Annotated in this window: 24 protein-coding genes; 12 read left to right on the top strand and 12 right to left on the bottom strand. The window is 51.9% G+C overall.

What is annotated here, in order from left to right; all coding sequences use genetic code 11:
* Positions 1–115 precede the first annotated feature (115 nt).
* Positions 116–922, bottom strand: coding sequence for a hypothetical protein (locus NWAT_RS12195; RefSeq protein WP_013221365.1), 807 nt, complete (start codon positions 920–922; stop codon positions 116–118).
* Between the two features lie 116 nt (positions 923–1,038).
* On the opposite strand from NWAT_RS12195, the gene NWAT_RS12190 reads away from it, so the two are divergent.
* The gene (locus NWAT_RS12190; RefSeq protein ID WP_041351006.1) at positions 1,039–1,653 is read left to right on the top strand and encodes a tetratricopeptide repeat protein; all 615 of its coding nucleotides are present in this window, start codon (positions 1,039–1,041) and stop codon (positions 1,651–1,653) included.
* A 44-nt stretch (positions 1,654–1,697) separates the two neighbouring features.
* Here the strand turns inward: NWAT_RS12190 and NWAT_RS12185 are convergent, their stop codons facing one another.
* The 7 genes from NWAT_RS12185 to thiE form a co-directional block, all read right to left on the bottom strand.
* Positions 1,698–2,792 (bottom strand): TRAP transporter substrate-binding protein, encoded by a 1,095-nt coding sequence (locus NWAT_RS12185; protein ID WP_232420121.1) that lies wholly within the window; start codon positions 2,790–2,792, stop codon positions 1,698–1,700.
* Between the two features lie 88 nt (positions 2,793–2,880).
* Complete coding sequence (gene uvrD / locus NWAT_RS12180; protein ID WP_013221362.1) at positions 2,881–5,034, bottom strand: DNA helicase II; 2,154 nt, start codon at positions 5,032–5,034, stop codon at positions 2,881–2,883.
* A 114-nt stretch (positions 5,035–5,148) separates the two neighbouring features.
* Positions 5,149–6,441 (bottom strand): glutamate-1-semialdehyde 2,1-aminomutase, encoded by a 1,293-nt coding sequence (hemL, locus tag NWAT_RS12175; RefSeq protein WP_013221361.1) that lies wholly within the window; start codon positions 6,439–6,441, stop codon positions 5,149–5,151.
* Positions 6,442–6,610: 169 nt separating this feature from the next.
* Complete coding sequence (locus NWAT_RS12170; protein WP_013221360.1) at positions 6,611–6,940, bottom strand: DMT family transporter; 330 nt, start codon at positions 6,938–6,940, stop codon at positions 6,611–6,613.
* 31 nt (positions 6,941–6,971) lie between these two features.
* Positions 6,972–8,678 carry a mechanosensitive ion channel family protein gene (locus tag NWAT_RS12165; protein WP_013221359.1) on the bottom strand — a complete coding sequence of 569 codons (1,707 nt, stop codon included), beginning with the start codon at positions 8,676–8,678 and terminating at the stop codon, positions 6,972–6,974.
* A gap of 58 nt (positions 8,679–8,736) precedes the next feature.
* A complete protein-coding gene (gene trxA, locus NWAT_RS12160) occupies positions 8,737–9,600 on the bottom strand; it encodes a thioredoxin (RefSeq protein WP_013221358.1) in 864 nt (287 codons plus the stop codon).
* Positions 9,601–9,618: 18 nt separating this feature from the next.
* A complete protein-coding gene (gene thiE / locus NWAT_RS12155) occupies positions 9,619–10,272 on the bottom strand; it encodes a thiamine phosphate synthase (RefSeq protein ID WP_013221357.1) in 654 nt (217 codons plus the stop codon).
* A gap of 150 nt (positions 10,273–10,422) precedes the next feature.
* Here thiE and NWAT_RS12150 point away from each other — a divergent pair, with 150 nt between their 5' ends.
* The 8 genes from NWAT_RS12150 (at position 10,423) to NWAT_RS17805 (ending at position 16,440) form a co-directional block, all read left to right on the top strand.
* The gene (locus tag NWAT_RS12150; RefSeq protein WP_002812546.1) at positions 10,423–10,587 is read left to right on the top strand and encodes a rubredoxin; all 165 of its coding nucleotides are present in this window, start codon (positions 10,423–10,425) and stop codon (positions 10,585–10,587) included.
* A 298-nt stretch (positions 10,588–10,885) separates the two neighbouring features.
* Positions 10,886–11,662, top strand: a complete 777-nt coding sequence (locus NWAT_RS12145; RefSeq protein WP_013221356.1) for a DUF3450 domain-containing protein — start codon at positions 10,886–10,888, stop codon at positions 11,660–11,662.
* A complete protein-coding gene (locus tag NWAT_RS12140) occupies positions 11,659–13,104 on the top strand; it encodes a MotA/TolQ/ExbB proton channel family protein (RefSeq protein ID WP_013221355.1) in 1,446 nt (481 codons plus the stop codon). The genes NWAT_RS12145 and NWAT_RS12140 overlap by 4 nt, the downstream gene beginning before the upstream one ends.
* A complete protein-coding gene (locus NWAT_RS12135) occupies positions 13,088–13,612 on the top strand; it encodes a MotA/TolQ/ExbB proton channel family protein (protein ID WP_013221354.1) in 525 nt (174 codons plus the stop codon). The genes NWAT_RS12140 and NWAT_RS12135 overlap by 17 nt, the downstream gene beginning before the upstream one ends.
* A 5-nt stretch (positions 13,613–13,617) precedes the next feature.
* Entirely contained in the window at positions 13,618–14,028 is a 411-nt protein-coding gene (locus NWAT_RS12130) for an ExbD/TolR family protein (RefSeq protein WP_013221353.1), read from the top strand.
* A complete protein-coding gene (locus tag NWAT_RS12125; protein WP_013221352.1) occupies positions 14,025–14,678 on the top strand; it encodes an energy transducer TonB in 654 nt (217 codons plus the stop codon). The genes NWAT_RS12130 and NWAT_RS12125 overlap by 4 nt, the downstream gene beginning before the upstream one ends.
* Positions 14,679–14,704: 26 nt before the next feature.
* Positions 14,705–15,979: a tetratricopeptide repeat protein gene (locus NWAT_RS12120; RefSeq protein WP_013221351.1), complete on the top strand. Its 1,275-nt coding sequence runs from the start codon at positions 14,705–14,707 to the stop codon at positions 15,977–15,979.
* 329 nt (positions 15,980–16,308) lie between these two features.
* Positions 16,309–16,440 carry a hypothetical protein gene (locus NWAT_RS17805; RefSeq protein ID WP_013221350.1) on the top strand — a complete coding sequence of 44 codons (132 nt, stop codon included), beginning with the start codon at positions 16,309–16,311 and terminating at the stop codon, positions 16,438–16,440.
* 163 nt (positions 16,441–16,603) lie between these two features.
* On the opposite strand, the gene xseA is transcribed toward NWAT_RS17805, so the two are convergent.
* On the bottom strand, positions 16,604–17,962 hold the full coding sequence (gene xseA, locus NWAT_RS12115; RefSeq protein WP_013221349.1) for an exodeoxyribonuclease VII large subunit: 1,359 nt from the start codon (positions 17,960–17,962) through the stop codon (positions 16,604–16,606).
* A gap of 85 nt (positions 17,963–18,047) precedes the next feature.
* Here xseA and guaB point away from each other — a divergent pair, with 85 nt between their 5' ends.
* Both guaB and guaA read left to right on the top strand, forming a co-directional pair.
* Positions 18,048–19,508 carry an IMP dehydrogenase gene (gene guaB, locus NWAT_RS12110; protein WP_013221348.1) on the top strand — a complete coding sequence of 487 codons (1,461 nt, stop codon included), beginning with the start codon at positions 18,048–18,050 and terminating at the stop codon, positions 19,506–19,508.
* A gap of 1 nt (position 19,509) precedes the next feature.
* Positions 19,510–21,084 carry a glutamine-hydrolyzing GMP synthase gene (gene guaA / locus NWAT_RS12105; RefSeq protein ID WP_013221347.1) on the top strand — a complete coding sequence of 525 codons (1,575 nt, stop codon included), beginning with the start codon at positions 19,510–19,512 and terminating at the stop codon, positions 21,082–21,084.
* Between the two features lie 91 nt (positions 21,085–21,175).
* Here the strand turns inward: guaA and NWAT_RS15730 are convergent, their stop codons facing one another.
* Complete coding sequence (locus NWAT_RS15730) at positions 21,176–21,601, bottom strand: IS phage Tn transposon-like protein (RefSeq protein ID WP_013221346.1); 426 nt, start codon at positions 21,599–21,601, stop codon at positions 21,176–21,178.
* Between the two features lie 449 nt (positions 21,602–22,050).
* Between NWAT_RS15730 and NWAT_RS16770 the strand changes: the two genes are divergently transcribed.
* Positions 22,051–22,374 (top strand): hypothetical protein, encoded by a 324-nt coding sequence (locus NWAT_RS16770; RefSeq protein WP_013221345.1) that lies wholly within the window; start codon positions 22,051–22,053, stop codon positions 22,372–22,374.
* On the opposite strand, the gene NWAT_RS18090 is transcribed toward NWAT_RS16770, so the two are convergent.
* Both NWAT_RS18090 and codA read right to left on the bottom strand, forming a co-directional pair.
* Positions 22,325–22,471 (bottom strand): hypothetical protein, encoded by a 147-nt coding sequence (locus NWAT_RS18090; protein ID WP_408634623.1) that lies wholly within the window; start codon positions 22,469–22,471, stop codon positions 22,325–22,327. The genes NWAT_RS16770 and NWAT_RS18090 overlap by 50 nt on opposite strands.
* 138 nt (positions 22,472–22,609) lie before the next feature.
* Positions 22,610–23,869 carry a cytosine deaminase gene (codA, locus tag NWAT_RS12090; protein WP_041350733.1) on the bottom strand — a complete coding sequence of 420 codons (1,260 nt, stop codon included), beginning with the start codon at positions 23,867–23,869 and terminating at the stop codon, positions 22,610–22,612.
* Positions 23,870–23,880 lie beyond the last annotated feature (11 nt).

The following is a 23,880-nucleotide window of genomic DNA, read 5'->3' as shown; positions in this document are numbered from 1 at the left end:
ACCCGGCTTATTAAATATTGAGTCACCTATCCTGGCTATATTTTAGAATAAAATCCCACAGATTTTTAGTAACTTAAAGATACAATAGCGTAATTAATAAACATTGTTGTTTGAGTTACTTAACCTGCAGCGTGCCGCCACGGCCTAAACCTCCTTTCACGTCTTGTGCTTCGTAGTTTCTTAGGGCTTGTACCATGCCGTTGTAGGCATCCATAAAAGCAGCGACAGTTGCTTTGCCTTCCGGTGTTTTTGAAAAGCCACCTAGGCCACCTGCCGCGCTTCCTCCAAATGCACCCAAGGCCGCGCCATAATTGGTAGCGGTCGAACTCCCCTCGGAGGCTGAAATTTGTACTGCCGAGCGGATATCATACAAGGAAAGGGTTACGACCGATGCTTTTGTTTCAAGCGCGCCGGCGAGTAATCCCACCGTGCTGTTAACTAATCCGCCGAGTGCCCCACCCACTTGGCCCAGGGATGAATCATCAATAATAATTTGTGGCTCCAGATAATAATCGGCGGCTACCCGTTGTCCTTTGTGTTGTTTTGAGCCAGCACGATATTCCCCGGAATTACGCTGTAAATCGGTGACTCGGGTTAGGCGGCTGTCGGTGCGCAGGTTGCCTATAGTGGTAATGACAAAACAGTTCGACTGTTGTACTGCAAGCCGGAGTAATGGCTCAATGGAGGTGACGTGGGTGGTACTGCCAAAGCGACCATACCAATCTGCCGCCCGGCCATCGTCTACCGCCAGTGTTCCTAAGGGTTGCTCGCATCGTTCTAACGAGGTGTTGGCATCTACGCTGGCGCCTCCCCCTGCGGCTCCGGATACTGCTGTGTGCTGGTCTCCGGTGGTTACACAGCCCGCAAAGAGAAAACTACAACCTATGAAAAGTAGTTTCTGTAATCTGAGGAAATTCAACATAATATTTTTATTCTCTACTTAAATTTCGCTAATTATTGAAAAACACTACTATAAGCGAGCATAACCTTATCATGATGTATCATTTTTTATCTACGTGGAATTTAGCTGTACCAGCAATGAAAAGAATAAGCATTCAGAAGCTAGGCATAGGGCTTTTATGTGGACTAATGTTGTGTGCAATGCTAATAGCCTGTACTCAAGCCCCCCCTGCGGCAATGATACGTGTTTGTGATTCTAAAGGTTGTTCCTATCGTCCTAGTGATTCCGCTACCTACGATTCCTCTGCCGCGGTACCCGATGAAGACCCAGAGGGGCGTATTGCAGCCCTGGAAATACTTGCGCAACGGGATCCCCAGGCTGCGTACGATCTAGGGCTGCGGTTTTTCCGTGGTGATGGGGTGCCGCAAGATAGCTACCGTGCGCTCAAATGGATGCGCAGTGCGGCGGAAAGGGGTAATCTCGACGCTCAAGTAGCCTTGGGACAGCTCTACTTAACAGGTCTTGAAGAGCTAGGCTCGGACCCCCGTGAGGCTGAAAAATGGCTGTCTATTGCGGCGGGCCGTGGTAATGAAGAAGCGCAAACGATTTTGGTGGAGGCAAGAGAAGCCCGGCAGGCAGAAGATGCCTATTTCAAATGGCGTAACCGCTGGCAGCCGCTATTTTATCGCCGCTGGTATTATAATTACCCTTACCGGTTCTATTGGCGAAGGGGCGGTTGGCACCATTATTAAAGAATAATATTCAGCAGCTTGCCAAGTGTTGCTTCGAAAAAGTGTTATTTCTCTAATGCACGTTGATAGGCGCGCTCTGAAATAGCATCCCAGGCATCAAATTTTTTCCTAAAAGCGCTGTAGGCTTCATAGACTTGCTTAAATTGGGGATCGTTAGCCGCATGTTCTGCTAGCATTTGCTGGGTAAGCTGACGTAGCTTGGTGAGCACATCGTGGGGGAAAGCTAGAATTTTGGTGTGCGTCTGCGCTTGCAGTTCACTCAGTGCTTGTGCATTTCTTGCTTCCATTTTCGAGCTCATTCGCAAGTTTTCAGCTTGGGCAGCTGTGGAAATAATAGCTTGGAGATCTTCAGGCAGAGATTCCCAGGCTTTTTTATTGACAGTCAATTCCAGCACCGCGCCTGGTTCATGCCAGCCGGGATAATAGTAATACTGGGCGGCCCGGTTCAAGCCCAAGCGTAAATCATGGAAGGGGGCGATCCATTCGGTGGCATCGATAGTATTACGCTCCAAAGCGGTATAGACCTCCGCCCCTGCTAGAAGCACCGGATTACCGCCAGCCTTGGCGAAAACCTTGCCACCGAGACCGGGAATACGCATTTTGAGACCTTCCAGATCTTTAGTAGATTCAATTTTCTTATTAAACCATCCGCCCATTTGGACCCCAGTGTTGCCGAGTGGAAAGGGAATCACATGATAGGGAGCGTAAATTTCTCGCCATAGCTTCAGTCCGCCACCCTCATAAAGCCAGGTATTCATGCCCTTGACCGTCATACCAAAGGGGACGGTGGAGAAAAATTGCGCGGCGGGAATCCGGCCGGCCCAGTAATAGGCCGAGCCATGGCCCATGTGTACCGCTCCCTGGGAAACTGCTTCGAAGGTTTGCAGTGGTGGAATTAATTCCCCGCCCGCAAAGACTTTGATGTTAAGCCGTCCTCCGCTCATGGCTTTGATATCGTGGGCAAAGCGTTCCGCTCCTTCCTGGAGAACGGGGAAGCCAGGCGGCCAGGTCGTCACCATTCGCCAGTGAATGATTGGGGTTGAGGGGCCTTCGATAGTGGTATTTGGGGATTCGGAGCGGCAGGCGCTAAGGCTGAGCAATACCAAGAACAAGAGGAATGTTGAAACCCGTTTCGTCATTTGGACCATGCCTGTTACCTTCAAATTTTGAGTGCCCGCTTTGCGCCAACGCCAGAAAGTGGAAAAGCAGCCAATGATAGTAGGGGATTTAAATGATTTGGAGATTAGCGTAGATCACCACCAGCCATTTAGCTCCTCCTTGAGTAAAATTGACTTGAATGCGTCTCTGATTGTCTTTTCCTTCTAAATTTAATACGACTCCCTCGCCAAATTTGGGGTGACTGACCCGCTGGCCGATTCGAAATCCATCTATCGAAGAAACAGGCGCGGTAGGCCGGGGAACACTGCCGGAATGAATGATATCGATGCGGGGCCGCTGCTCGGAGGTCAGTTCAGTGGGAATCTCATGGAGAAAACGGGAGGGCTGGGGATAGTTGTCCGAACCATACAGCCAGCGGCGTGTTGCGTAAATGAGGTAGAGGTGGCGCTGAGCCCGAGTCATCCCCACGTAGCAGAGGCGGCGTTCTTCTTCCAATCGCTCCGGTTCATGGCGGGTTTGGGGGCTTGGAAAGAGGCCCTCTTCCATGCCGATCATAAATACTAGGGGGAATTCCAGTCCTTTTGCTGCATGCAAAGTCATCAATTGCACACAGTCCTCCCAGCCTTCAGCTTGAGTCCCCCCCGACTCTAGGGCAGCGTGGGCTAAAAACTCTGATAGTGTTTCCAGGCTTGGATCTTCGGATTTAAACTGGGAAGCAGCATTAATGAGTTCTTTTAGGTTATCCAAGCGTGATTGGGATTTTTCGCCACGGCCCTTGCGATAGTGGTTGAGCAAACCACTATGGTCGAGTACGCTCTCAATTTGTGCGGGCAGGGAAAGCTCCATGATATCCGTGGCCATGTGCTCTATCAGTGAGTGAAAGTGCCGCAGGGCGGTGGCGCTGCGCGCGGGGAGTTGCTGCTGAGCGGCAAGCTGGATGGTGGCCTGCCACAGAGAAACCCCCGTCTGCTGGGCATATTCCCTGACTTGGGAGAGTGTCCTTTCGCCAATACCCCGTGGCGGGGTGTTGACAATTCGCTCAAAGGCGGAATCATTATTTTGATGCGTTACCAAATGCAGGTAAGCCAGGGCATCCTTAATTTCAGCCCGCTCGAAAAATCGCAGTCCCCCATGGACCCGATAGGGTATGCCTGCCTCGACCAAGGCGGCTTCTACTATTCGGGATTGGGCATTGGAGCGGTAGAGTACGGCGATATCGGAACCCGCTCCTCCTTGGGCTTTCCAGGCATGGATACGTTCGATTATAAAATGGGCTTCATCCCGTTCGTTAGAGGCTTGGTAGATTTTAATAGGCTCGCCATCTTCGCTCTCCGTCCAAAGATTTTTCCCTAGACGCTCCGTATTGTTGGCAATGACGGCATTAGCCGCAGCGAGGATAACACCCGTTGAACGGTAATTTTGTTCCAGGCGGAGTGTCCGTATAGTGGGAAAATCCCGGCTTAGCTGCTGAATATTCTCAATCTGCGCTCCCCGCCAGCCATAGATGGATTGATCGTCATCACCGACAATAAAGAGTTCTCCCTGATGGCCGGCTAATAATCGCAGCCAAGCGTACTGAATGGCGTTGGTATCTTGGAATTCATCCACTAAAACATGGGTAAAACGGTTTTGGTAGTGTTGGAGTACATGGGCATGGTCCCGTAATAGTTCGTGAGCCCGCAACAAAAGCTCGGCAAAGTCCACCAAACCGCTGCGCTCGCAATGGCTTTGGTAATCATGATAGATACGAATTTGCTGCCGAACATGGGGATTAGTGCCCTCTTCAAGGTACTGGGGGCGGAGCCCTTTATCTTTATGGCTATTGATAAACCATTGGGCCTGGCGTGGCGGCCAGCGGCTTTCATCCAGATTGAGATTCTGCAAAATCCGGCGGATCAAGCGGTATTGATCCTCGGAGTCCAGAATTTGAAAGTCCTGGGGAAGCTGGGCTTCTTGCCAATGGGCCCGTAACAAGCGGTGGGCAATGCCATGAAAGGTTCCCACCCACATGCCACCCGCAGGCGTTTCCAGTAATTCCTCGATGCGCCCCCGCATTTCTCCGGCGGCCTTATTGGTAAAAGTGACGGCCAGGAGATTGACGGGAGCAATCCCTTGGCTGCGGATCAGCCAAGCCATCCGATGGACCAGGACTCGGGTTTTTCCGCTGCCTGCTCCAGCAAGTACTAAATGGTGCCCTGGAGGGGCGGCGGCGGCCTCACGTTGGGCTTTATTTAGCGGGTTGAGTAAAGAGGAAATATCCATGGGCGCAATTTTAACAAATTGCGCATCTGCTAGGGGATACAGGCATTAGCTTAAAGAGTATGGGCTGGGTGCGGCAGCAGGGCGGATTTTCATAAATTTACATAATTTCATCTGCTAGAGCGATAGTTTAGCCAGCACCTGTTCTGCTGCTTGCAGGGTGGCCGCTATGTGTTCGTCGTTATGGGCACTGGAGACGAAACCTGCCTCAAAGGCAGAGGGAGCAAAGTAAATGCCGTGCTCCAACATGCCATGGTAGAAGGATTTAAAACGATCCAGATGGCAGTGGGTTGCTTGTTCGTAGCAGGTGACTTCTTCCTCTCCGGTGAAGAAGAGGCCAAACATGCCTCCCACCTGATTGGCCGTCATGGGAATATCCGCGTCACGGGCCCGGCCTAGGATACCATTCACCAGCTTTTGGGTTTGGCGGGATAAATGCTCGTAAAACCCAGGGGCCTGGATCAGTTTGAGAGTGGCCAATCCAGCCGCCATGGCCACTGGATTGCCAGAGAGAGTACCGGCTTGATAGACGGGTCCTAGGGGGGCGATCATCTCCATAATTTTCTGGCGGCCACCAAAGGCACCTACCGGCAGGCCGCCACCCACCACTTTGCCTAGGGTGGTTAAATCCGGGGTGACATCATACAATGCCTGAGCGCCTCCCAGGGCGACCCGGAAACCGGTCATGACTTCATCAAAAATTAGAACACTGCCGTGATTATCGCAGATAGTCCGCAATCCCTCTAAAAAACCTGGAACAGGCGGAACGCAATTCATATTTCCGGCAACAGGCTCGACAATGATGGCGGCAATTTGCTCGCCAAAATGGTTAAAAACTTCCTGGACCTCCGCTAGGTTATTGTAGCTAACGGTCAGGGTATGCTCGGCTACCGACAGGGGAATACCGGGAGAGGTGGGTACCCCTAGGGTCAGGGCGCCTGAGCCGGCTTTCACCAGCAGAGAATCGGCGTGACCGTGGTAGCAACCTTCAAACTTTAATATCTTGTCCCGCCCGGTAAAACCACGGGCGAGTCGGATAGCGCTCATGGTGGCTTCCGTGCCTGAGCTGACCATGCGGACCAGATCCATGCTAGGGACGAGACGGCACAGAGTTTCAGCCATTTCGATTTCAGTGGCGGTCGGAGCGCCAAAGCCCAGTCCCTGAGCTGCCGCTTCCTGGACCGCTGTAACCACTTCTGGATGGGTATGACCGACAATCAAAGGCCCCCAGGAGTTGACGTAGTCGATATAACGGTTATCGTCCACATCATAGAGATAAGCACCCTCGCCGCGGGTAAAAAACACGGGCTCCCCGCCAACGCCCTTGAAGGCGCGCACGGGAGAATTGACCCCGCCGGGAATATGAGCTTGGGCCCGTCGAAACAAGTCATCTGAATGGATCTGGGTCATGAGAAAACCTCTGCTATTTGTATCACGGCGTTAGGTAAAAAATTGGGTATTTTGTGCACTCGAAATGGCTAAGGGCGCTTTTTATTTTCCAGGGGCAATATATCATAATCATAAGGTGAGGCTAGATTTCTCCACCAGCGAATAAGGTGCTTGTTGCGCGGGACCCCCATTAAGGGGCAATGGATTTTGAAAAAACATTGAGTACCACCACGCCTGCCATGATGAGCGCGAGCCCAAGGAGCGCGGGTGCATCCAAGCTCTGCCCATAAAAAAGCCAGGCAATGAGGGTAATTAAGGCTACGCCAACCCCTGACCAGACCGCATAAGCAACGCCAACAGGGAGAGTGCGCAGGGTAAGGGATAAAAAATAAAAGGCTGCGCCGTAGCCGAGAATAACGGCTAGCGATGGGCCGGGCCGGGTAAATCCAGCCGCGGCCTTCAGAGATGAGGTGGCAATCACTTCCGCTAGGATAGCCAGTGACAGAAAAACCCACTGCATTGTCTATTTTCCATTAAAAGCTTTAGGGGGGCTAACTAGGGGCAGAGGCGCTCCTGGTGGTTGGCTCACATTCCTCCGTCTGGCAGTTTTGTGGGGGCTTCTCCCAGTTTAAGGTTCGATGGGGAAATGGAATTTCAATCCCTAGGTCATCAAAACGATTTTTCAGTCGCCGCCGGTACTCCCGGGCAATTTCCCATTGTTTACCGGCTCTGGTTTTAAAACGGCAGCGAATGGTGACTGCTGACTCCCCAAAATCCTCCACCCCAAACATTTCAAAGCCTTTAATGGACCTGGCACATGTTGGCGCCTGCTGCATTTCCTCCACGACTTTTGTCATCACCTCCATGACATGGTCGATATTTTCCTTGTAGGCGACGCTAATATCGAGGACCATCTGTCCATAGCCCTTGGTAAAATTAATGACTGCCTTGATTTCGCCGTTAGGGATATAGATAGCGCGGCCATTGAGGTCCCGTAATTGGGTATGGCGCAGGTTGACTGTCTCGACCACTCCTGAAAATTCTCCGATCTGGACGATGTCATTAATATTGTATTGCCCTTCTATCAGAATAAAAATGCCGCTGATGATGTCCCGGATGAGGTATTGTCCCCCGAAACCTAGGGCAAGGCCCGCAATTCCCACGCTGGCTAAAATCGGCGCCATGTTAATGCCAAATTCATCCAGGATGAGATAGCCCACAGTGAGCACAATTAGAATGGTGCCGAGCCAGTTGAGTAGTAACACCAGGGTTCTTAGCCTGGTGCTGCCTTCCCGGACCTCCTCTTTTTTTACCGTTATACTTTCAAACTTATTGACGGCAAGCCTTTTTATAAACCAAATAATAAAGCCCGCTAAACTAATCCAAACTGCGGTCGTGGCTTGCTCTAGGAAAGTCCGCTTTGTTGCCCGCTGCTTTCTTAATTCGGCAAATTCTTGTTGAAGTTTTTCAATTTTAGTTTCCGTGACGGTTGCTTTTTCTTTCGCGGCCTGCTCTTTAGCTTCGATGGCGGCAAGCTTGTTTTTCTCAGCGGTAGCCGCCTGTTCGCGTTTTTCTGCCTCTTCTGCTAGCTTTTGAACTTTTTTTTGGCCGGCTGGATTTCCCGTGGCTTGGGCTTTGGCGGCCTCTAATTGCTGTTGGGCCGTTCTGGCTGCCTGAGCTGTTTTTTCCACTTGTTGTTGTACTGCTGCTTTTTCGGCAGAAGCTTTTACTGCTTCCAGTTTAGCTTTTTCAGCGGTTTCCTTGGCCTGATCTATTTTTCCATTGGTTTGTTCCGCTTTTTTTTCCAGGGCCTCTACTTCAGCCGTTCTTTCTTGTTTTTCTGCTGCTTGTTGCTGCGAGGCAATTGCGGCTGGCGGCTTGACCTCAAAGCTAATGGGTTTAGACTTCTGCCCCTCCGGGTTGCTCACTTGCGCCTGCCAGGTAGCGGGTCCCGTGGAAACGTTGACATAGATTTCCAGTGCTTGGCCGTTTGTGAACCGGGTCCGTTCGGAGGGGATGGGGAAAATCCGCTCCCCAAGGCGCAACATGACTTTTGAATTCGCGCTAAAGCCTTCTCCGATTAGCTTGATCCATTGCCGTTGCTGGGCTCCTGGAACAGGATTGGGTTTAACCGCCGTAATCGTTGGCGAAGCTGAATCTTTTGTGGTGGTTTCTTGCGGTGTTAAAGTTTCTTCGGCGTGGGTGTTTCCGGAGGTGACAATAGCTAAAAAAAATAATAAGAGGCGCCAATTCTCCATTGGAAAACTTCTCCTTTTATCTGAAATTTTGAATTATTTGGGGAAATTTTCGCCCGGCTTAGTGCAGGCAACGAAACATTTGTCGCCGATAATGGGGAACGAGCTCGTGATCGGAGCCGAGTATGTTAAACACGGCTAGTAGAGCTTTGCGGGCAGCGCTGTCTCCATACTTGGGATCCCGCTTGAGCAGATCCAGGAATTGTTCCAAGGCGCCCTGGTAATCCCTAGAAAACGCTTGCTGTACGCCAAGGAGATAACGGGCCTCGGAATCCTCCGGACTTGCTTTGAGACGTTGCTTTAGAAGCGCGATATCTGGGGCATGGCTGGCAAGGGCAGTAAATTCGATCTGCGCCAGTAGGCCGCTTGCGGGTTCTTCCTCCCGTATTTCGCGGGGTAGTGCCGTTAGAATTTGTTCGGCTTCTGCTATTTCTCCTTGTTGGAGGAGGGTTTCTGCTAGGGTTAGGGAGACACGTTGATTTTTGGGGTCTATTTCTGCAGCCCTATGCAAGAGCTCAAGGCTCCGCTCCTTTTGTCCAGTTGCCCGTGCTGTTTGGGCTTGCTCCAGCAGCCGATCGGATTCGCGGATGAGATGGCGATCAATGGCAGCGCGGATAGCCGATTCCGGTTGGACACCCACCAATTCTTCAACGACTTCGCCATGGCGGAACAGTTTTAAAGTGGGCAGACCGCGCACTCCGTACTGATGGGTTAAGCTTTGCGCTTCGTCAGCGTTTACCTTGGCTAGCCAAAATTGGCCCTGGTAGCTTTCGGCTAACTGCTTTAAAAGAGGCATGAGCATTTGGCAAGGCTGGCACCAAGCTGCCCAGAAATCCACGAGGACAGGGGCTTGGTGGGATTTCGCCAGCACCTGTTCGGCAAAGTTGGTTTCGGTGACATCAAAAATATAGTTGTTTTCGCTCATCGGACGTTACGGAAAAGGTTAGGAAAGACGGGGTTTAGGTAAACGCCAGCTTGGGAAAAGTTGCTGATAGGCAGCGGCGGTGGCGCGGATATCCTGGCTTCTGAAGAGTCCGCCGATCACGGCGACCGCGCTGGCACCCGCTTCAATAACTTGTGGCGCGTTTTCCGGTGTGATGCCGCCAATGGCTACAATCGGCAGGTTTAAACTCTTTCGGGCTTCTCGCAGCAATGCCAGGGAAGCCCAAACGGGTTCTGGTTTTGTAATGGATGGAAATACCCGGCCGAAGGCCACATAATCGGCGCTGGCTTGCTCCGCTGCAATTGCCCGCGCCAGTTCATTATAACAAGAGATACCAATAATTGCCTTGGCACCCAGAATCTTTCGGGCTGACCTAATAGAAGAATCATCCCGTCCCAGGTGAACGCCCTCTGCGCCAATTTCAGCAGCAAGCAAAGCATCGTCATTAATAATCAGCGGTGCTTGATATTGGCGGCAGATTTGGTGCAAGGACTCGGCCTCTTCATAGCGCCGTGCTACCTCTTGGCTTTTATCCCGATATTGGATTAGAGAAGCGCCACCCTGTAATGCTAGGGCAACGGCATTGCCTAAATCTTGACGGGGCAATAGGTGGGTGTCAGCGATGGCATAAAGGCCGCGAATGGAACTGCTCATGGGTATGCGTGGATAACTAAGATATAAATAAATATAAAAGTTTATCAATCTCCTGGCTGAGATGCGATTTTCCCATGCTGAAAAAACATGCGAGAATCCGCTTCATCGTACCCCATGGATTTCATTATATATAGATTGAGTGAACGGCTTATGAAGCGCTATATGTGTATTATTTGTGGCTTTATTTATGATGAGGCGGAAGGCTGGCCCGAGGATGGCATTGCCCCCGGCACCAAATGGGAAGATGTTCCTGAAACTTGGCTTTGCCCCGATTGTGGCGCAGGTAAGGACGATTTTGAAATGGTGGAGATTTAAGATTTTGAGGGGCTAAATTGGAGAATATCAGCGGTTGGTATGGGTTCCATGGGGGATATGTGGGGCTTTAGTGAAAGGGTTCTCTAGTAAATTTATCTAACAAGAATTTATTGAGAATAGTTTGTATTTAAATTATTATGTGGTCCGTTTATCAAGAAAGAATTATCTTTAATTTGGATTTTAGCTATTTCAGAGGGATGTTTTTCCGCTGTCGGTGGACCCAGAATTATATAGTGCTTTTTTGCAAATATTGGTAGGGCAATGAAGCAGTTTATTTATTTGAGAGTTGAAAAAATTTATGCCTCAGAAGTTAGCTAAATTAAGCTTCTATATATTTTTGGCCCTTGGCATGGGGGTTACCATGCAGGGGATAGGGGCTCCGCTGGAGAGTGCTATTGACACGCAGGTCAAGGCGGATCAGGCGGCTTCGAGATCACAGCGCAAAATCGATGCTCTATCTGAGGAGACGGCGGGGCTTTTGGCGGAATATCGCCAGGTAACAACCCAGCTTGACAGTTTTCGTACTTATAACCGTCAGTTAGAGAAATTAATTCGCTCTCAAAAGGAAGAGTTTACTTCTCTGCAACAACAGCTAACCGATATTGAAATTACTCAGCGGGAAATTGTACCTTTGATGCTGCGCATGGTTTCATCCTTGAAGCAATTTGTGGCATTGGACCTGCCTTTTCTTCCGGAAGAGCGTCAGACTCGTATCGAGCAGCTTCAGCTTCTCATGGATCGAGCGGACGTAAGCTTGTCAGAGAAGTACCGGCGCCTTATAGAGGCCTATCAAGTAGAAGTGGAATATGGACGGACCATTGAAGCCTACCGGGGAACGTTGGATATGGATGGAAAACCTCATACAGTCGATTTTCTTCGGATTGGGCGCACGGCTCTGCTTTTTTACACTCTGGATGGTAAGACCTCTGGGCGTTGGAATGCTCATGAGCAACGCTGGACGATTTTGCCTGATCACTATCGGGCTGCCATCGCTGAGGGCCTCCTCATTGCCCGTAAGCAGGCCCCGCCGGATCTATTATTGCTCCCCATTCAAGCGCCGGAGGCCAGGCAGTGAGAACGGCCAAGTTTTATGCCCTACTTAAGGGCAAGCAGGTATTGCTTGGGGTAAAAGGCTTAATATTTCTCCTTGGCGTGATCTCATGGTGGACCCCGCTGAATGCTTGGGGTACTCAGGCGCCGAAAACATTGGACCAGCTCTTGGAGCAGGTCCGCCAGGACAGCCTTCAAGATCGCAAGTTAAATGCAAAGCGGGAAGCGCGTTTTCTTGCTGCCCGCAACCAACAAAAGGAATTGCTAGCAAAGGCAAAAGCAGAGCTTCAGGCCGCTGAGCAGCGAGAAGAAAAGTTGAGGCAAGCTTTTGAACAAAATGAAAAAGCTTTGGCGTCAAGGGAGACTCAACTCAAGGAGCATTCTGCCTCTCTGGGAGAGCTATTTGGGGTAGCTCGGCAAGCAACCAATGACCTCCTGCAAATTATTAACCATTCTCTCGTATCGGCCCAATTTCCTGGACGTGCCGAGGATCTGTCAGCCATGGTAGCGCACAAGGCGTTACCAACCATCGCTGAACTGCGCCAATTGTGGTTGAGCTTGCAGGAGCAGATGACAGAATCGGGAAAAGTTGTCACTTTTTCGGCTCCCGTGATTACGGCAGGCGGAGCAGTTGAGACACGGGAAGTTTCACGGATAGGGACCTTTACCGCTGTTTCTGAGGGTAAATACCTGCGCTATCTTGCCGAGCCTGTTTCCGGGCTGGTGGAGCTTAATCGGCAGCCCCCCTCCCGCTTTCTTGAAGCTGCGGCTGAGTTCGAGAAGGCGGAAAGCGGCGAGGTTGTGCCCATGGCGGTGGACCCGAGCCGGGGCGCTATCCTTTCGCTTTTGGTACGGAATCCCAGCCTGTTAGAGCGAATCCAGCAGGGTGGATGGATTGGTTATTTAATACTGGGTCTTGGGGCGATTGCACTGCTCATCGCTCTGCAACGGTTTATTTTCCTCCTGATTATCGGGCGGCGCATCGATCGTCAGCGCCAGCAAAAAACGCCTAGTGAAAATAACCCTCTAGGGCGGATACTAGGGGCCTATACTGGTGGCAGGGAGGATGTGGAAACGCTGAGTCTTAAACTGGATGAAGCTATTCTAAAAGAGATTCCAAGTATTGAGCGGGGGTTGCCGACACTGGCAATCCTGGCGGCTATTGCACCGCTTTTGGGTCTTTTGGGCACGGTCACGGGTATGATCGAAACTTTCCAGTCGATTACGCTGTTTGGAACGGGTGATCCCAAGTTGATGTCTGGGGGTATTTCCCAAGCATTAGTAACTACGGAATTAGGGCTGGCAGTGGCTATTCCCGTGTTGCTGATTCATAGTAGTCTTTCCAGTAAGAGTAACCGCCTAGTACAAGTGTTGGATGAGGAAAGCGCGGCTATTGTGGCCCGGTTAGCGGAAGAGAAACAGGGGTTACTGGAGGAGAACAGGGAAAGGGATGGGAGTGCTGTCTGATAGCTTATTCCGCATTGAGCTATTGCTGGAGAAGGGCGGTATTGTTTTGTGGCTCATTCTTATAGCCTCTTTATTAATGTGGGCGTTGATTGTTGAGCGGTATTATTTTTTATTTTTGATTTACCCTGCGCGTTTACGGCAATTTCTCGGGCAATGGCAGCAACGGCAAGATCGTCAGTCTTGGTATGCCCAGCGTATTCGGGAAGGAATGGTTGCCGAGATCTCTGTTAGCCTGCACCGCTTCCTCCTACTCATAAAGACTTTGGCGGCGGTGCTGCCCATGCTGGGTTTATTAGGTACGGTGATGGGGATGATTCAGGTTTTTGATGTAATGACGGTTTTTGGTACGGGTAATGCCCGCGGGTTTGCGGGAGGTATTTCTATTGCCTTGATCACAACGATGGCCGGTTTGGTGACCGCTCTGTCAGGACTTTATTTTAGCGCTAATCTGGAGCATCGGGTCCAGCGGGCCATTCAGTACACTAGCGACTCCCTGCGCCGGGAATAGAAACGATGAGAGAACGGTATAGCCAACGCCAAAGCGGATCGGCAGTAAATATCAACCTTACTCCTTTGATCGATATGGTGTTTATTCTGCTGATTTTTTTTATTGTGACCACCTCTTTTGTGAAGGAAACGGGGGTTGAGGTCAATCGTCCTTCGGCAAAGACGGCAGTACGTAAGGAACGCGGCAATATTCTTATTGCTATCCGCGCTAATAATGAGATCTGGATGGATCAGCGGCAGATCGATGTTCGTGCGGTGCGGGCCAATGTGGAACGCTTGTATGCCGAGAATCCGGAGGGGGCCGTGGTTATCGTGGCTGATGAGGATTCCAAAACCGGACTGGTGATCCATGTGATGGATCAGGTCAGGTTGGCTGGGGTAACGGACGTTTCTATCGCTGCTGCTAAAGATCAGTGAGATTCTTAATTGCTATTGCTATTGCCGGGCTAGTCAATCTGGGATTGTTGTTGCTTATGTCGTTTATGGTGGCTGGGCAGCAACGGGGCCCGGAAGGGATTGAAACAGCGACCGTAGTGGATTTTGTGCGCTTAAAGCGCGATTCGGCTCCCCCCCAACCTAAGGAGCGCCAGTTACCTAAGAAGCCTCCGCCTCCAGAAGAACCTCCGCCCATGATGATGCCTCGGGTTCAAGCGCCTCAACCCAAGCCGTCGGCGTTAGCCAAAGTGACTCCTCATATTGAACTCCCACTTAACCTTAAGAGTAACGGTCCTTATTTAGGGGACTATGGACAAACGCCGGGAACGTCTTTAGGGTCCGGCATCGTGCCAGCGGGCGAGGGCGATCTGCTTCCTCTGGTAAGGATTTCTCCTCAATACCCACGGCGTGCGGCTCGCCGCGGCCTGGAGGGATCAGTCACCGTTGCGTTTATTATTACGAAGGAGGGCTCGGTCCGTGATCCGGAGGTTATTGAATCCCATCCCTCAGGTATTTTTGAGCAAGCTGCCCTGCAGGCCATTAAGCGCTGGAAGTTCAAGCCTAAACAGATAGAGGGACAATTGGTAGAGCAACGAGCTACGCAGGAAATTGAGTTTAATCTGTCAAGGTAAGGGGATTGCAAAGCGTGGAAGGGTTTATGCAGTGCTTAAGAAAGCGTAGCCGTACGCTTGCGGGAGTGTGGGCTGGGCGGTTACCGCTTTTTATGCTAGCGAAGGTATTGCTCTTAGGGGGAGGGTTATCGCTGAATGCCCAAGCGGCTGAGCAGTACCTTCTGACTCCTGCTACTTATGAATCTCTGAGCGCTGTCCATAAGCTCATGGACAAGCAGCAGTATGTATCTGCTCTTCAACAACTCACCGCCTTACAAGACAAGGTGAACGGTAAGGCTTACGAGCAGGCGATGGTACTCCAAACCCTCGGCTATGTATATTCTTCTTTAGAAAAATATCCCAAGGCGATCCAAGCGTTTAAAGCTAGCCTTGCCCTAGATGCATTGCCTGCCCGGGTCGCCCATGATTTGCGTTATAGTCTGGCGCAACTTTATATGGTCACGGAGCAGTATGGAAAAGCTCTCCAGTTCCTGGAAGCATGGTTTAAGGCTGCGGAATCTCCTCCGGCGGAAGCCCATGTATTGGCTGCTAGTGCCTACTACCATTTGAAGCAGTATGCCGAAGTCATTCCTCATATTGAGGCAGCGATTGAGCTTGCCAAAGCGCCGCAGGAAGATTGGTATCAACTGCATCTTGCTGCCCGGTTAGAGCTGAAGCAATATTCCCAGGCGGCCCAAGTGTTGGAAACCTTGATAAGCTACTTCCCTAAAAAGGAGCAGTATTGGAAGCAGTTGGGGGCGGTATATATGGAGATGAATAAAGAGCATCGGGCGTTAGCCGTGGAGGCGCTAGTAGCACGTATGGAGTCTCTTGATAGTAAAAGTCTCATTCATCTTGCTAATCTTTATCGTTACCTCCATATTCCCTATAAAGCCGCGCAAGTTTTGCAGCAGGGTTTAAAGGATGAAATTATCCAAACAAGCAGCAAACACTGGGAGTCTCTTGGCAATGCTTGGCTTGCCGCCCGGGAATGGGAACGGGCCGCTGTTGCTTTTAAAGAGGCAGGGCGGCTGAGGCAGGATGGCAAAATGGCCTTTCGCCGTGGCCAGGTTTTCATCGAGCTGCAAGACTGGGAGCAAGCAGAGGAAGCCTTTGGGCAAGCCTTGCGCAAAGGGGGACTGGATGATCCTGGGCAGGTCCGCTTTTTCTTGGGTCAGGCGAGGTATGAGCAAGGGCGCCTTGCGGATGCTATTCAGACGTTAAAGTTAATTCAGGCTTCCTCAGCTTATAGCAAACAGGCCGCTCAATGGTTAAAGCATTTGCAAGTAGTCCGGAAGCAGGGAGCTGACGGCAAAGGTTAAGTTATTCCCTTTGCTTGGAAATTTGTTTTTTATTCCCTTCATCTCGTTAATATTGTGGGAAAAAATTATTCTCTGAGAGGGCTTGCTTTCCGCTAAAATTTTGCTTATATATTGATTTAAGGGAATTAAAAATAATATGCCAGGAAGCTAGGAACCTGACTCTTTACAGATAATTTGAGAATCGGGAAAACTCTTCGCATAAAGAGTTCCTGGACAGACGCTTATGGGAAGCTGCCCCTCCCCGAGAGGAGGGTAGGTTTGGGCAAAAGCTTTGGACGGGAGTAGTATTTTTAGCTTATAAATTTTTATAAATATTAAGGAGAGAATTTATGAAACTAACGAGCCGTTGCCTGCTATTGCTATGTACCCTGGCCTTTATGCTGGGAGTAGCAGGATGCGATCTGCCAAAGTCAGATATGGCGCCAGATGAAACAACTTTTTTGGAGCAGCTTAACCGTTAGGATGTCGCCTCTCTTAGGAGAACTTTCTTAAGCTAGCAGGGAGTCTAGAATTTCGAGCTAGGCTCCCTCTCTTTACGATTTTCCACGGGATTATCCCCCCCCCGCTCCTTACAAAAGTTCCTCGCGGCAGCCCTATTGCCAAGGGCCGTTTTTAAAACGGCTTCTAAGGTTTATCTAGGGTTTCCGTTACCTCACCACGAATATGGCCCTCTGCGAGCTGGACTTCGATCCTTGCTCCAGGCTGTACCTGGCTGGCTTTACGTAGCACAATTCCCTTAGGTCCGGTAACAATGGCATATCCTCTCTCCAAGGTTGTTTGGGGATTTATCGCCTGGAGGGATCGCTGGGCCATTTCAAGCTGCATTCGCTGCTTTTCCAGGTGCTGTTGCTGGTAAGTATGGAGCAGCTGGTTAAGCTCTCCTAAGCGCAAGTGGCAGGCTTTTAAATACTGTGCTGGATTTAATCTTTGTAATTGGAGTGACAACCCACCTAGCTGATGGAGCCGTTCTCTCTTCAGGTGAGTCCAGGCTCGGTCGAGGCGTTGTTCTAATTCATCGATCCGTTGGGCGCCTTCTTGTAACCGGGCCTGGGGATGGCGGAGACGTTGAGTCAGGCTTTCCAGCGATTGCCGGAGGTAGCGCAAGCGTTGCTGGAATAGAGATCCCAGCCGTTGCTCAAGATTTAGAACATTTCGATACCATTCACGGCTATCAGGAACCGCCATTTCGGCTGCTGCTGAGGGCGTAGGCGCCCGTTGGTCGGCGGCAAAATCGGCGATAGTAAAGTCTATTTCATGGCCAACACCAGAGATAATCGGGATAGGGCAATGGTAGATGGCACGGGCTAGTGCCTCTTCGTTGAAGGCCCAGAGATCTTCCAGAGAACCGCCGCCGCGAGCCAAGATTAGCAGATCACAAGTATGCTGTTGTTCGGCTTTGGCAATTGCCGTGGCGATTTTTTGCGCGGCCCCTTCCCCCTGGACGGGGACGGGATAAATCAGCACCGGAACAGTGGGGAAACGCCGCTTAAGAACGCTTAAGATATCTCGGATAGCGGCGCCTGAAGGAGAAGTGATGATTCCAATTTGCCGTGGCAGGATGGGCAGGGATCGTTTATGGGACGTAGCGAATAGACCCTCGGAGGAGAGACGTTGCTTGAGTGCTTCAAAGGCTCGGCGTAAGGCTCCATCTCCCGCTTTCTCTAGGTATTCGACGATTAATTGGAACTCGCCCCGGGCTTCGTAGAGTCCTACTTGGACCCGCGCCAGAATTTGCATTCCTTCTTCAAGCGTAATCCCCAGCAAACGGTTGCGGCCGCGGAACATGGCACAACGTACCTGGGTTGTTTTATCTTTAAGGGTAAAATAAAAATGCCCGGAAGAAGGGCGTGATAAATTGGATACTTCTCCTTCGATCCAGAGCAGGGGAAAGCTGCCCTCCAGGAGGTGGCGGGCTTCGCGCACTAAGCGTGATATGGTGTAGATTTCCCGGGCAGGATTTAAATTATAGGACGTATTTTCCATTCTTTTATAATGGACTATGTACCTAAGGGTGAGAAATCGTATAATTAAAAGATTTTAATTGTATTAATTGAACCACAAGTTTGCTATGCGCCCGATTCAGGAAGCCCTTACCTTTGATGATGTCTTACTCCTTCCCGCCCATTCTCGCGTCTTGCCGCGAGACGCCAATCTGGAAACCCGACTGACCCGCGCTATTAAGCTTAATATTCCCCTTGTCTCCGCAGCAATGGATACTGTAACCGAGGCTCAGTTGGCGATTAGCCTCGCTCAGGAGGGTGGTATTGGGATTATCCACAAGAATATGAGTGTGGAACGCCAAGCAGTTGAGGTGCGGAAAGTTAAAAAGTTTGAAAGTGGGGTCATCAAAGAGCCGATTACCGTCGCTCCGGATACCAGTATTGGCGAAGTGCTGGCACTGACCCGTGCCCACAGCATTTCCGGTGTTCCCGTAGTCGAGGGGAAACAGCTCGTGGGCATTGTGACCAGCCGGGATCTACGCTTTGAAACCCGCTTCGACAGTCCTGTATCCGCTATCATGACTCCCCAACCCCGTTTGATCACGGTGCCAGAAGGCGCGGAACGGGACGAGGTGGTTGATCTTTTACATCAATACCGCATTGAAAAGGTATTGGTCGTGGATGACCAATTCAAACTGCGGGGGTTGATTACGGTCAAGGATATTCAGAAGTCCAAGGAATATCCCTTGGCATGCAAGGATGAACATGGACGGCTGCGTGTTGGCGCGGCCGTGGGTATTGGTCCCGCCGGTCAGGAAAGGAGTGCTGCCCTGGTTGAGGCGGGGGTGGATGTGCTGGTGGTGGATACGGCTCATGGTCACGCCCAGGGAGTTTTGGATCAGGTGCATTGGGTTAAGTCAGAATACCCTGAAATTCAGGTCATTGGCGGCAATATCGCTACCGGAGAAGCTGCCCGGGCCCTAGTGGATGCGGGCGCGGATGGGGTCAAGGTAGGCATTGGCCCCGGTTCTATTTGCACCACCCGGGTGGTTGCCGGCGTAGGCGTTCCCCAGATCACGGCGATTACGGATGTAGCTGAAGCTCTGGAGGGTATGGATGTGCCTCTCATCTCGGATGGGGGTATTCGCTACTCGGGCGATCTTGCCAAAGCCATTGCCGCAGGCGCCCATTCGGTCATGGTGGGGGGCATGCTTGCTGGCACCGAGGAGGCGCCGGGAGAGGTGGAACTCTACCAAGGCCGGACCTATAAGTCTTACCGGGGCATGGGTTCCATCGGGGCGATGCAGCAGGGTTCCAGTGATCGGTATTTCCAAGAAAACTCGGGCGAGGCGGATAAGCTCGTTCCAGAGGGCATTGAGGGCCGGGTTCCTTATAAAGGTAACCTCAGCGCCATTGTGCGCCAACTAGTGGGCGGTTTACGGGCCAGCATGGGCTATACGGGTTGCGCCACTATTGGAGAAATGCGCACCCGGCCTACCTTTATTCGGGTGACCGCAGCGGGTGTAAGAGAAAGCCATGTCCACGATGTGGCGATTACTAAGGAAGCGCCTAACTATCGCATGGATTGAGATGAGCGATCTTTACGCCCACCGTATCCTGATTCTTGATTTTGGTTCCCAGTACACCCAGCTGATTGCCCGCCGCGTCCGGGAAGCGGGAGTCTACTGCGAAATTCACCCCTATGATGTGGCCGAGTCGACCCTGCGGGATTTTGCCCCACGAGGCATTATCCTTTCCGGTGGACCAGCTTCTACGGTAGGGGAAACCGCGCCCCGACTCTCTCCGCTGATTTTTGAGCTGGGCGTGCCGTTGCTGGGCATTTGCTATGGCATGCAGGTAATGGCAGCCCAATTGGGGGGACGGGTGGAAGTCTCCGCCCAGCGGGAATATGGTTATGCCCAAGTGTACGTCCATGGTCATTCACGGTTGCTCCAGGATATCGAGGACCATACCACCGCCGAAGGTGAGGCGTTATTGGATGTGTGGATGAGTCATGGGGATCGGGTGATAGGCTTGCCCGAGGGATTTAAGCGGATTGCTGCAACGACCCATGCGCCCCTGGCGGGAATGGCTGATGAGAAGCGGCGTTTCTATGGTTTCCAGTTCCACCCGGAAGTGACCCACACCCGTCAGGGAATTCGCATTTTGGAGCGCTTTGTCTATGATATTTGTGGCTGCGAAGCCCTCTGGGAGCCCCGCCATATTATCGCTAAGAGTATTGAACATATACGAACCGAAGTGGGCGCTGATACCGTCCTGCTGGGACTCTCCGGGGGGGTCGACTCCTCGGTTGCTGCGGCTTTGTTGCATAAGGCCATTGGCGATCAACTCATTTGCGTGTTTGTGGACAATGGCCTGCTGCGCCAAGGAGAGGCCGATCAGGTTATGGCTACTTTTGCCCGTCATCTAGGCATTAAAGTTATCCGTATCTCGGCTGAAGCCAGGTTTTTGGAAGCCTTGGCCGGGGTGATCGATCCGGAGGCGAAACGAAAAATCATTGGGCGGGTATTTATCGAGGTTTTTGAAGAAGAAGCCGCGAAATTGTCTAATGCGCAGTGGTTGGCCCAGGGCACCATTTATCCTGATGTGATCGAATCCGCGGGAGGCAAAACGGGAAAGGCCCAGGTCATCAAGTCCCATCATAATGTAGGGGGGCTCCCCGAGGAGCTTAATCTAAAGCTCCTTGAGCCCCTGCGGGAGCTGTTCAAGGATGAAGTGCGCCAACTCGGCACTGAACTAGGATTGCCCTTTGAGCTTGTCTACCGGCACCCATTTCCAGGGCCGGGACTGGGCGTACGGATTCTAGGTGAGGTTAAAAAGGAATACGCGGATTTACTTCGTCTGGCGGATGCCATTTTTATTGAAGAATTACACACTCACGATTGGTACGATAAGGTGAGTCAGGCTTTCGCCGTATTTTTGCCAGTAAAGTCTGTGGGTGTTATGGGTGATGGGCGCTGCTACGATTTTGTGGTTGCCCTGCGGGCGGTGGAGAGCGTGGATTTCATGACTGCCCGTTGGGCTCATTTGCCCTACGATTTCTTGGATCATGTTTCCCGGCGCATTATTAACGAGGTAGCGGGTATTTCCCGGGTTACTTATGATATTTCTGGGAAACCTCCTGCAACTATTGAGTGGGAATGATTCCACGTCTGGCACTGACTAGCACCTGCAAGCAGTAAATCAAATATAACCCTTTGTATAAATGGGTTATTTCCTATCTTGTCTGGCAATGTCAGGCGCTTCCTAGTACCACCAAGCAGGCTTTTCTAATGGTATGTTTGATGGTATTGTCTGACCTGCGTATAGAAAAAATAAACGCCCTTTCTCCACTTCTCCACAAGTTCACGGGTAGTTCACAGTCAGCGGTCCGCCGTGCCCCGTGACTGGCGCAGAAACCACGTCGTTGATGTTCGGCATGACAGGTATCGCAGCGTACGCGCAGAAATCCGTGTTCCAGACCGTCACATGTGAGATGGTCCTCGAACTCCCGCTGGAAATACCCCGGCAATGCCATACCCCGTGCCGCCATATGGGATACGAAAGCCGGGTAGTAGTCTTCGACAATCTGGTAAAGGAGAGTCTGTTTCGGGCGGAGGCGCCTATAGCGAGCAGCACCCACGCCCGCACTGGTCTCCCTGCCAGCCGGCAACGGCAACATGCTCGCATCCTTGCGATTTCGTCTTGAACATCAGACTAGAGCAAGGGGCATTTAAATAGAGTTGATGGTGTATTCCCAAAAGGTCAATAAAGAGAGAGCATCATGACGGAAGGGGACCCCATCATGCCCAAGCCCTTATCGAAGGATCTGAAGAAACGTCTTATCAATTTGGTGTCCGGAGGAATGTCGGCGCCATCAGCGGGAGCGAAGTGGAGATAGCTGCGAGCACGGCAACGGGGATTGTGAAAGACTGGCGGGAGGGGGGCAGCTATGAACCAAAGCCGATGGGCGGCCATAGGGTTGCCGTTCTGAGAAGGAAGCCGCGTTCATCGAACGAATGGTCATTGAGCACGGTGATTTGAGCGAAGCGGAAATGAATGCGCATTGACGCAAAGAACGTGGCGTCAGGGTTGATGATATAGTTATTTGCGTTGCGCAGTATTCAGCACATGCAGAAGGCACTCGCGGAGATGGATCTGCAGCTCGACAACGTGCTGACGGATCTTGAAGGCCCTGCCGTCGCAGGCTTCTCAACTTCGGCTTGCGTCCAGGATGGGGTCCCAGAACGCTGGGCTCGACAGGATAAACTGGATCTCCACGCAGACGAGCAGGAAGCCCATGATCCGGCCCATGGCGTTCATGCCGGTTGCAAGGCGCGGACCACCCAGGCGGAGGCGTGCAAGACCAGCCACGACAATGGCCAAGTTCTCGCCCGCTCCGTTGCTATACCGATGGTGACGGGTCCGCTGAGCATGGCATGGCCAGCGGAGTGAAGGCTGCATCGTCCATCCGCACGGCCTCTTTCCAGGACTCCTCGGGCATTTCGCTCTCCGACGTGGAATTCAGCATCCCGAAGTCGATGCGCGCCACGATCAATTCCCCGGCGATGCGCAGCCCCGGGATTGAGATGCCAAAGATAACTCACCTGCCGGTTGGCTGCACGTTCCGTCTCGGGTCAATAGCACCCGTTACCGGGTGCTGTCCTGCAATCAGGCAAAGGCATGAGCACTACTTCGTCTTCCTGAAGAGAGCGAGTGGGACTTCGTAGCTCGGCTCGGGCCGCTTGAACAGGTATTCGCCATGGCGGATCGATGCCAGCACATCGGCGCGCTGGCGGACGGCCTCGAAGGGCGAATCAGCGTTGAGCACCAGAAAGCTGGCGGGCTTGCCCTGCTCGATGCCGTACTGGTCTTCCACGTTCAAAGTCTTGGCACCATTGTAGGTGATCAGGTCCAGGCACCGGTCCAGCTCGTCAAACGACATCGTCTGTGCAAGGTGAATGCCGTTGTCGAGAATGTTCATCAGATTGCCGTTGCCGACCGGATACCACGGGTCGTTGATGGAGTCCTGGCCGAAACAGACATTGATGCCGCTTTCCCAGAGCTCCTTCACCCGGGTCAGGCCACGACGCTTGGGATAGGTATCCTGTCGGCCCTGCAGATAGGCATTCTCGGTTGGCAGCGAAATAAAGTTTAGCCCCGACTGCTGGAACAGACTCATCATGCGGAAAGCGTAGGCATTGTCCGCCGAGCCGAACGAGCAGGTATGGCTTGCGGCCGTGCGCGTGCCGATACCTTCGGCCATCACAAGAGCGTTGAGCAGTTCGACAAAGCGGCTCATCACGTCGTCGGTCTCGTCGCAATGCACGTCGATCAGTTTGTCGTACTTGGCGGCCAGCTCAACGGTGCGGTGGATGGACTTCTCGCCGATCTCACGGGCCCACTCGAAGTGCGGGATGGCACCGACACAGTCCGCGCCCATCTTCAGCGCCTCCTCGATCATCTCGTCGCCACCCTTGTAGGCGTACATGCCCTCCTGCGGGAACGCGACGATCTGAATGGTGACCTTGTCCTTGAGCTGTTCCCGGATTTCCAGCATTGCTTTCAGCCCGGTCAGCCTGGGATCGTCCACATCGATGTGCGTGCGGATAAACTGGACACCGTTGGAAACCTCCTCCCCGATGCCCTTCAGCGCACGTTCCCTCGCGTCTTCGAGTGTCTGGGTTTTCTTGACATCGTGCCAGCGAGCGATACCTTCGAACAGGGTGCCGGTTTTGTTCTTGGCGTCTTTGCCACCGCCAGTGTAAACGTAATCCAGGTGCAGGTGGGCATCCACGTAGGGCGGGACCACCAGGCGACCCTGCAGATCGATTTCTTCATCTGCCTCGGGCAAATTTTTGCCGATCTGTTTGATGACGCCTTGATCGACCAGGATCTCGTGGGCTTCATCGTGCTGGCGGTAGATGTGGGCATTGGTAAACTTTTTCATGGCTCTCTCTT

The organism is Nitrosococcus watsonii C-113, assembly GCF_000143085.1.
GTDB lineage: Bacteria > Pseudomonadota > Gammaproteobacteria > Nitrosococcales > Nitrosococcaceae > Nitrosococcus > Nitrosococcus watsonii.
The sequence above is the reverse complement of the archived record's forward strand: the minus strand, read 5'-3'. Positions and strand labels throughout refer to the sequence as shown.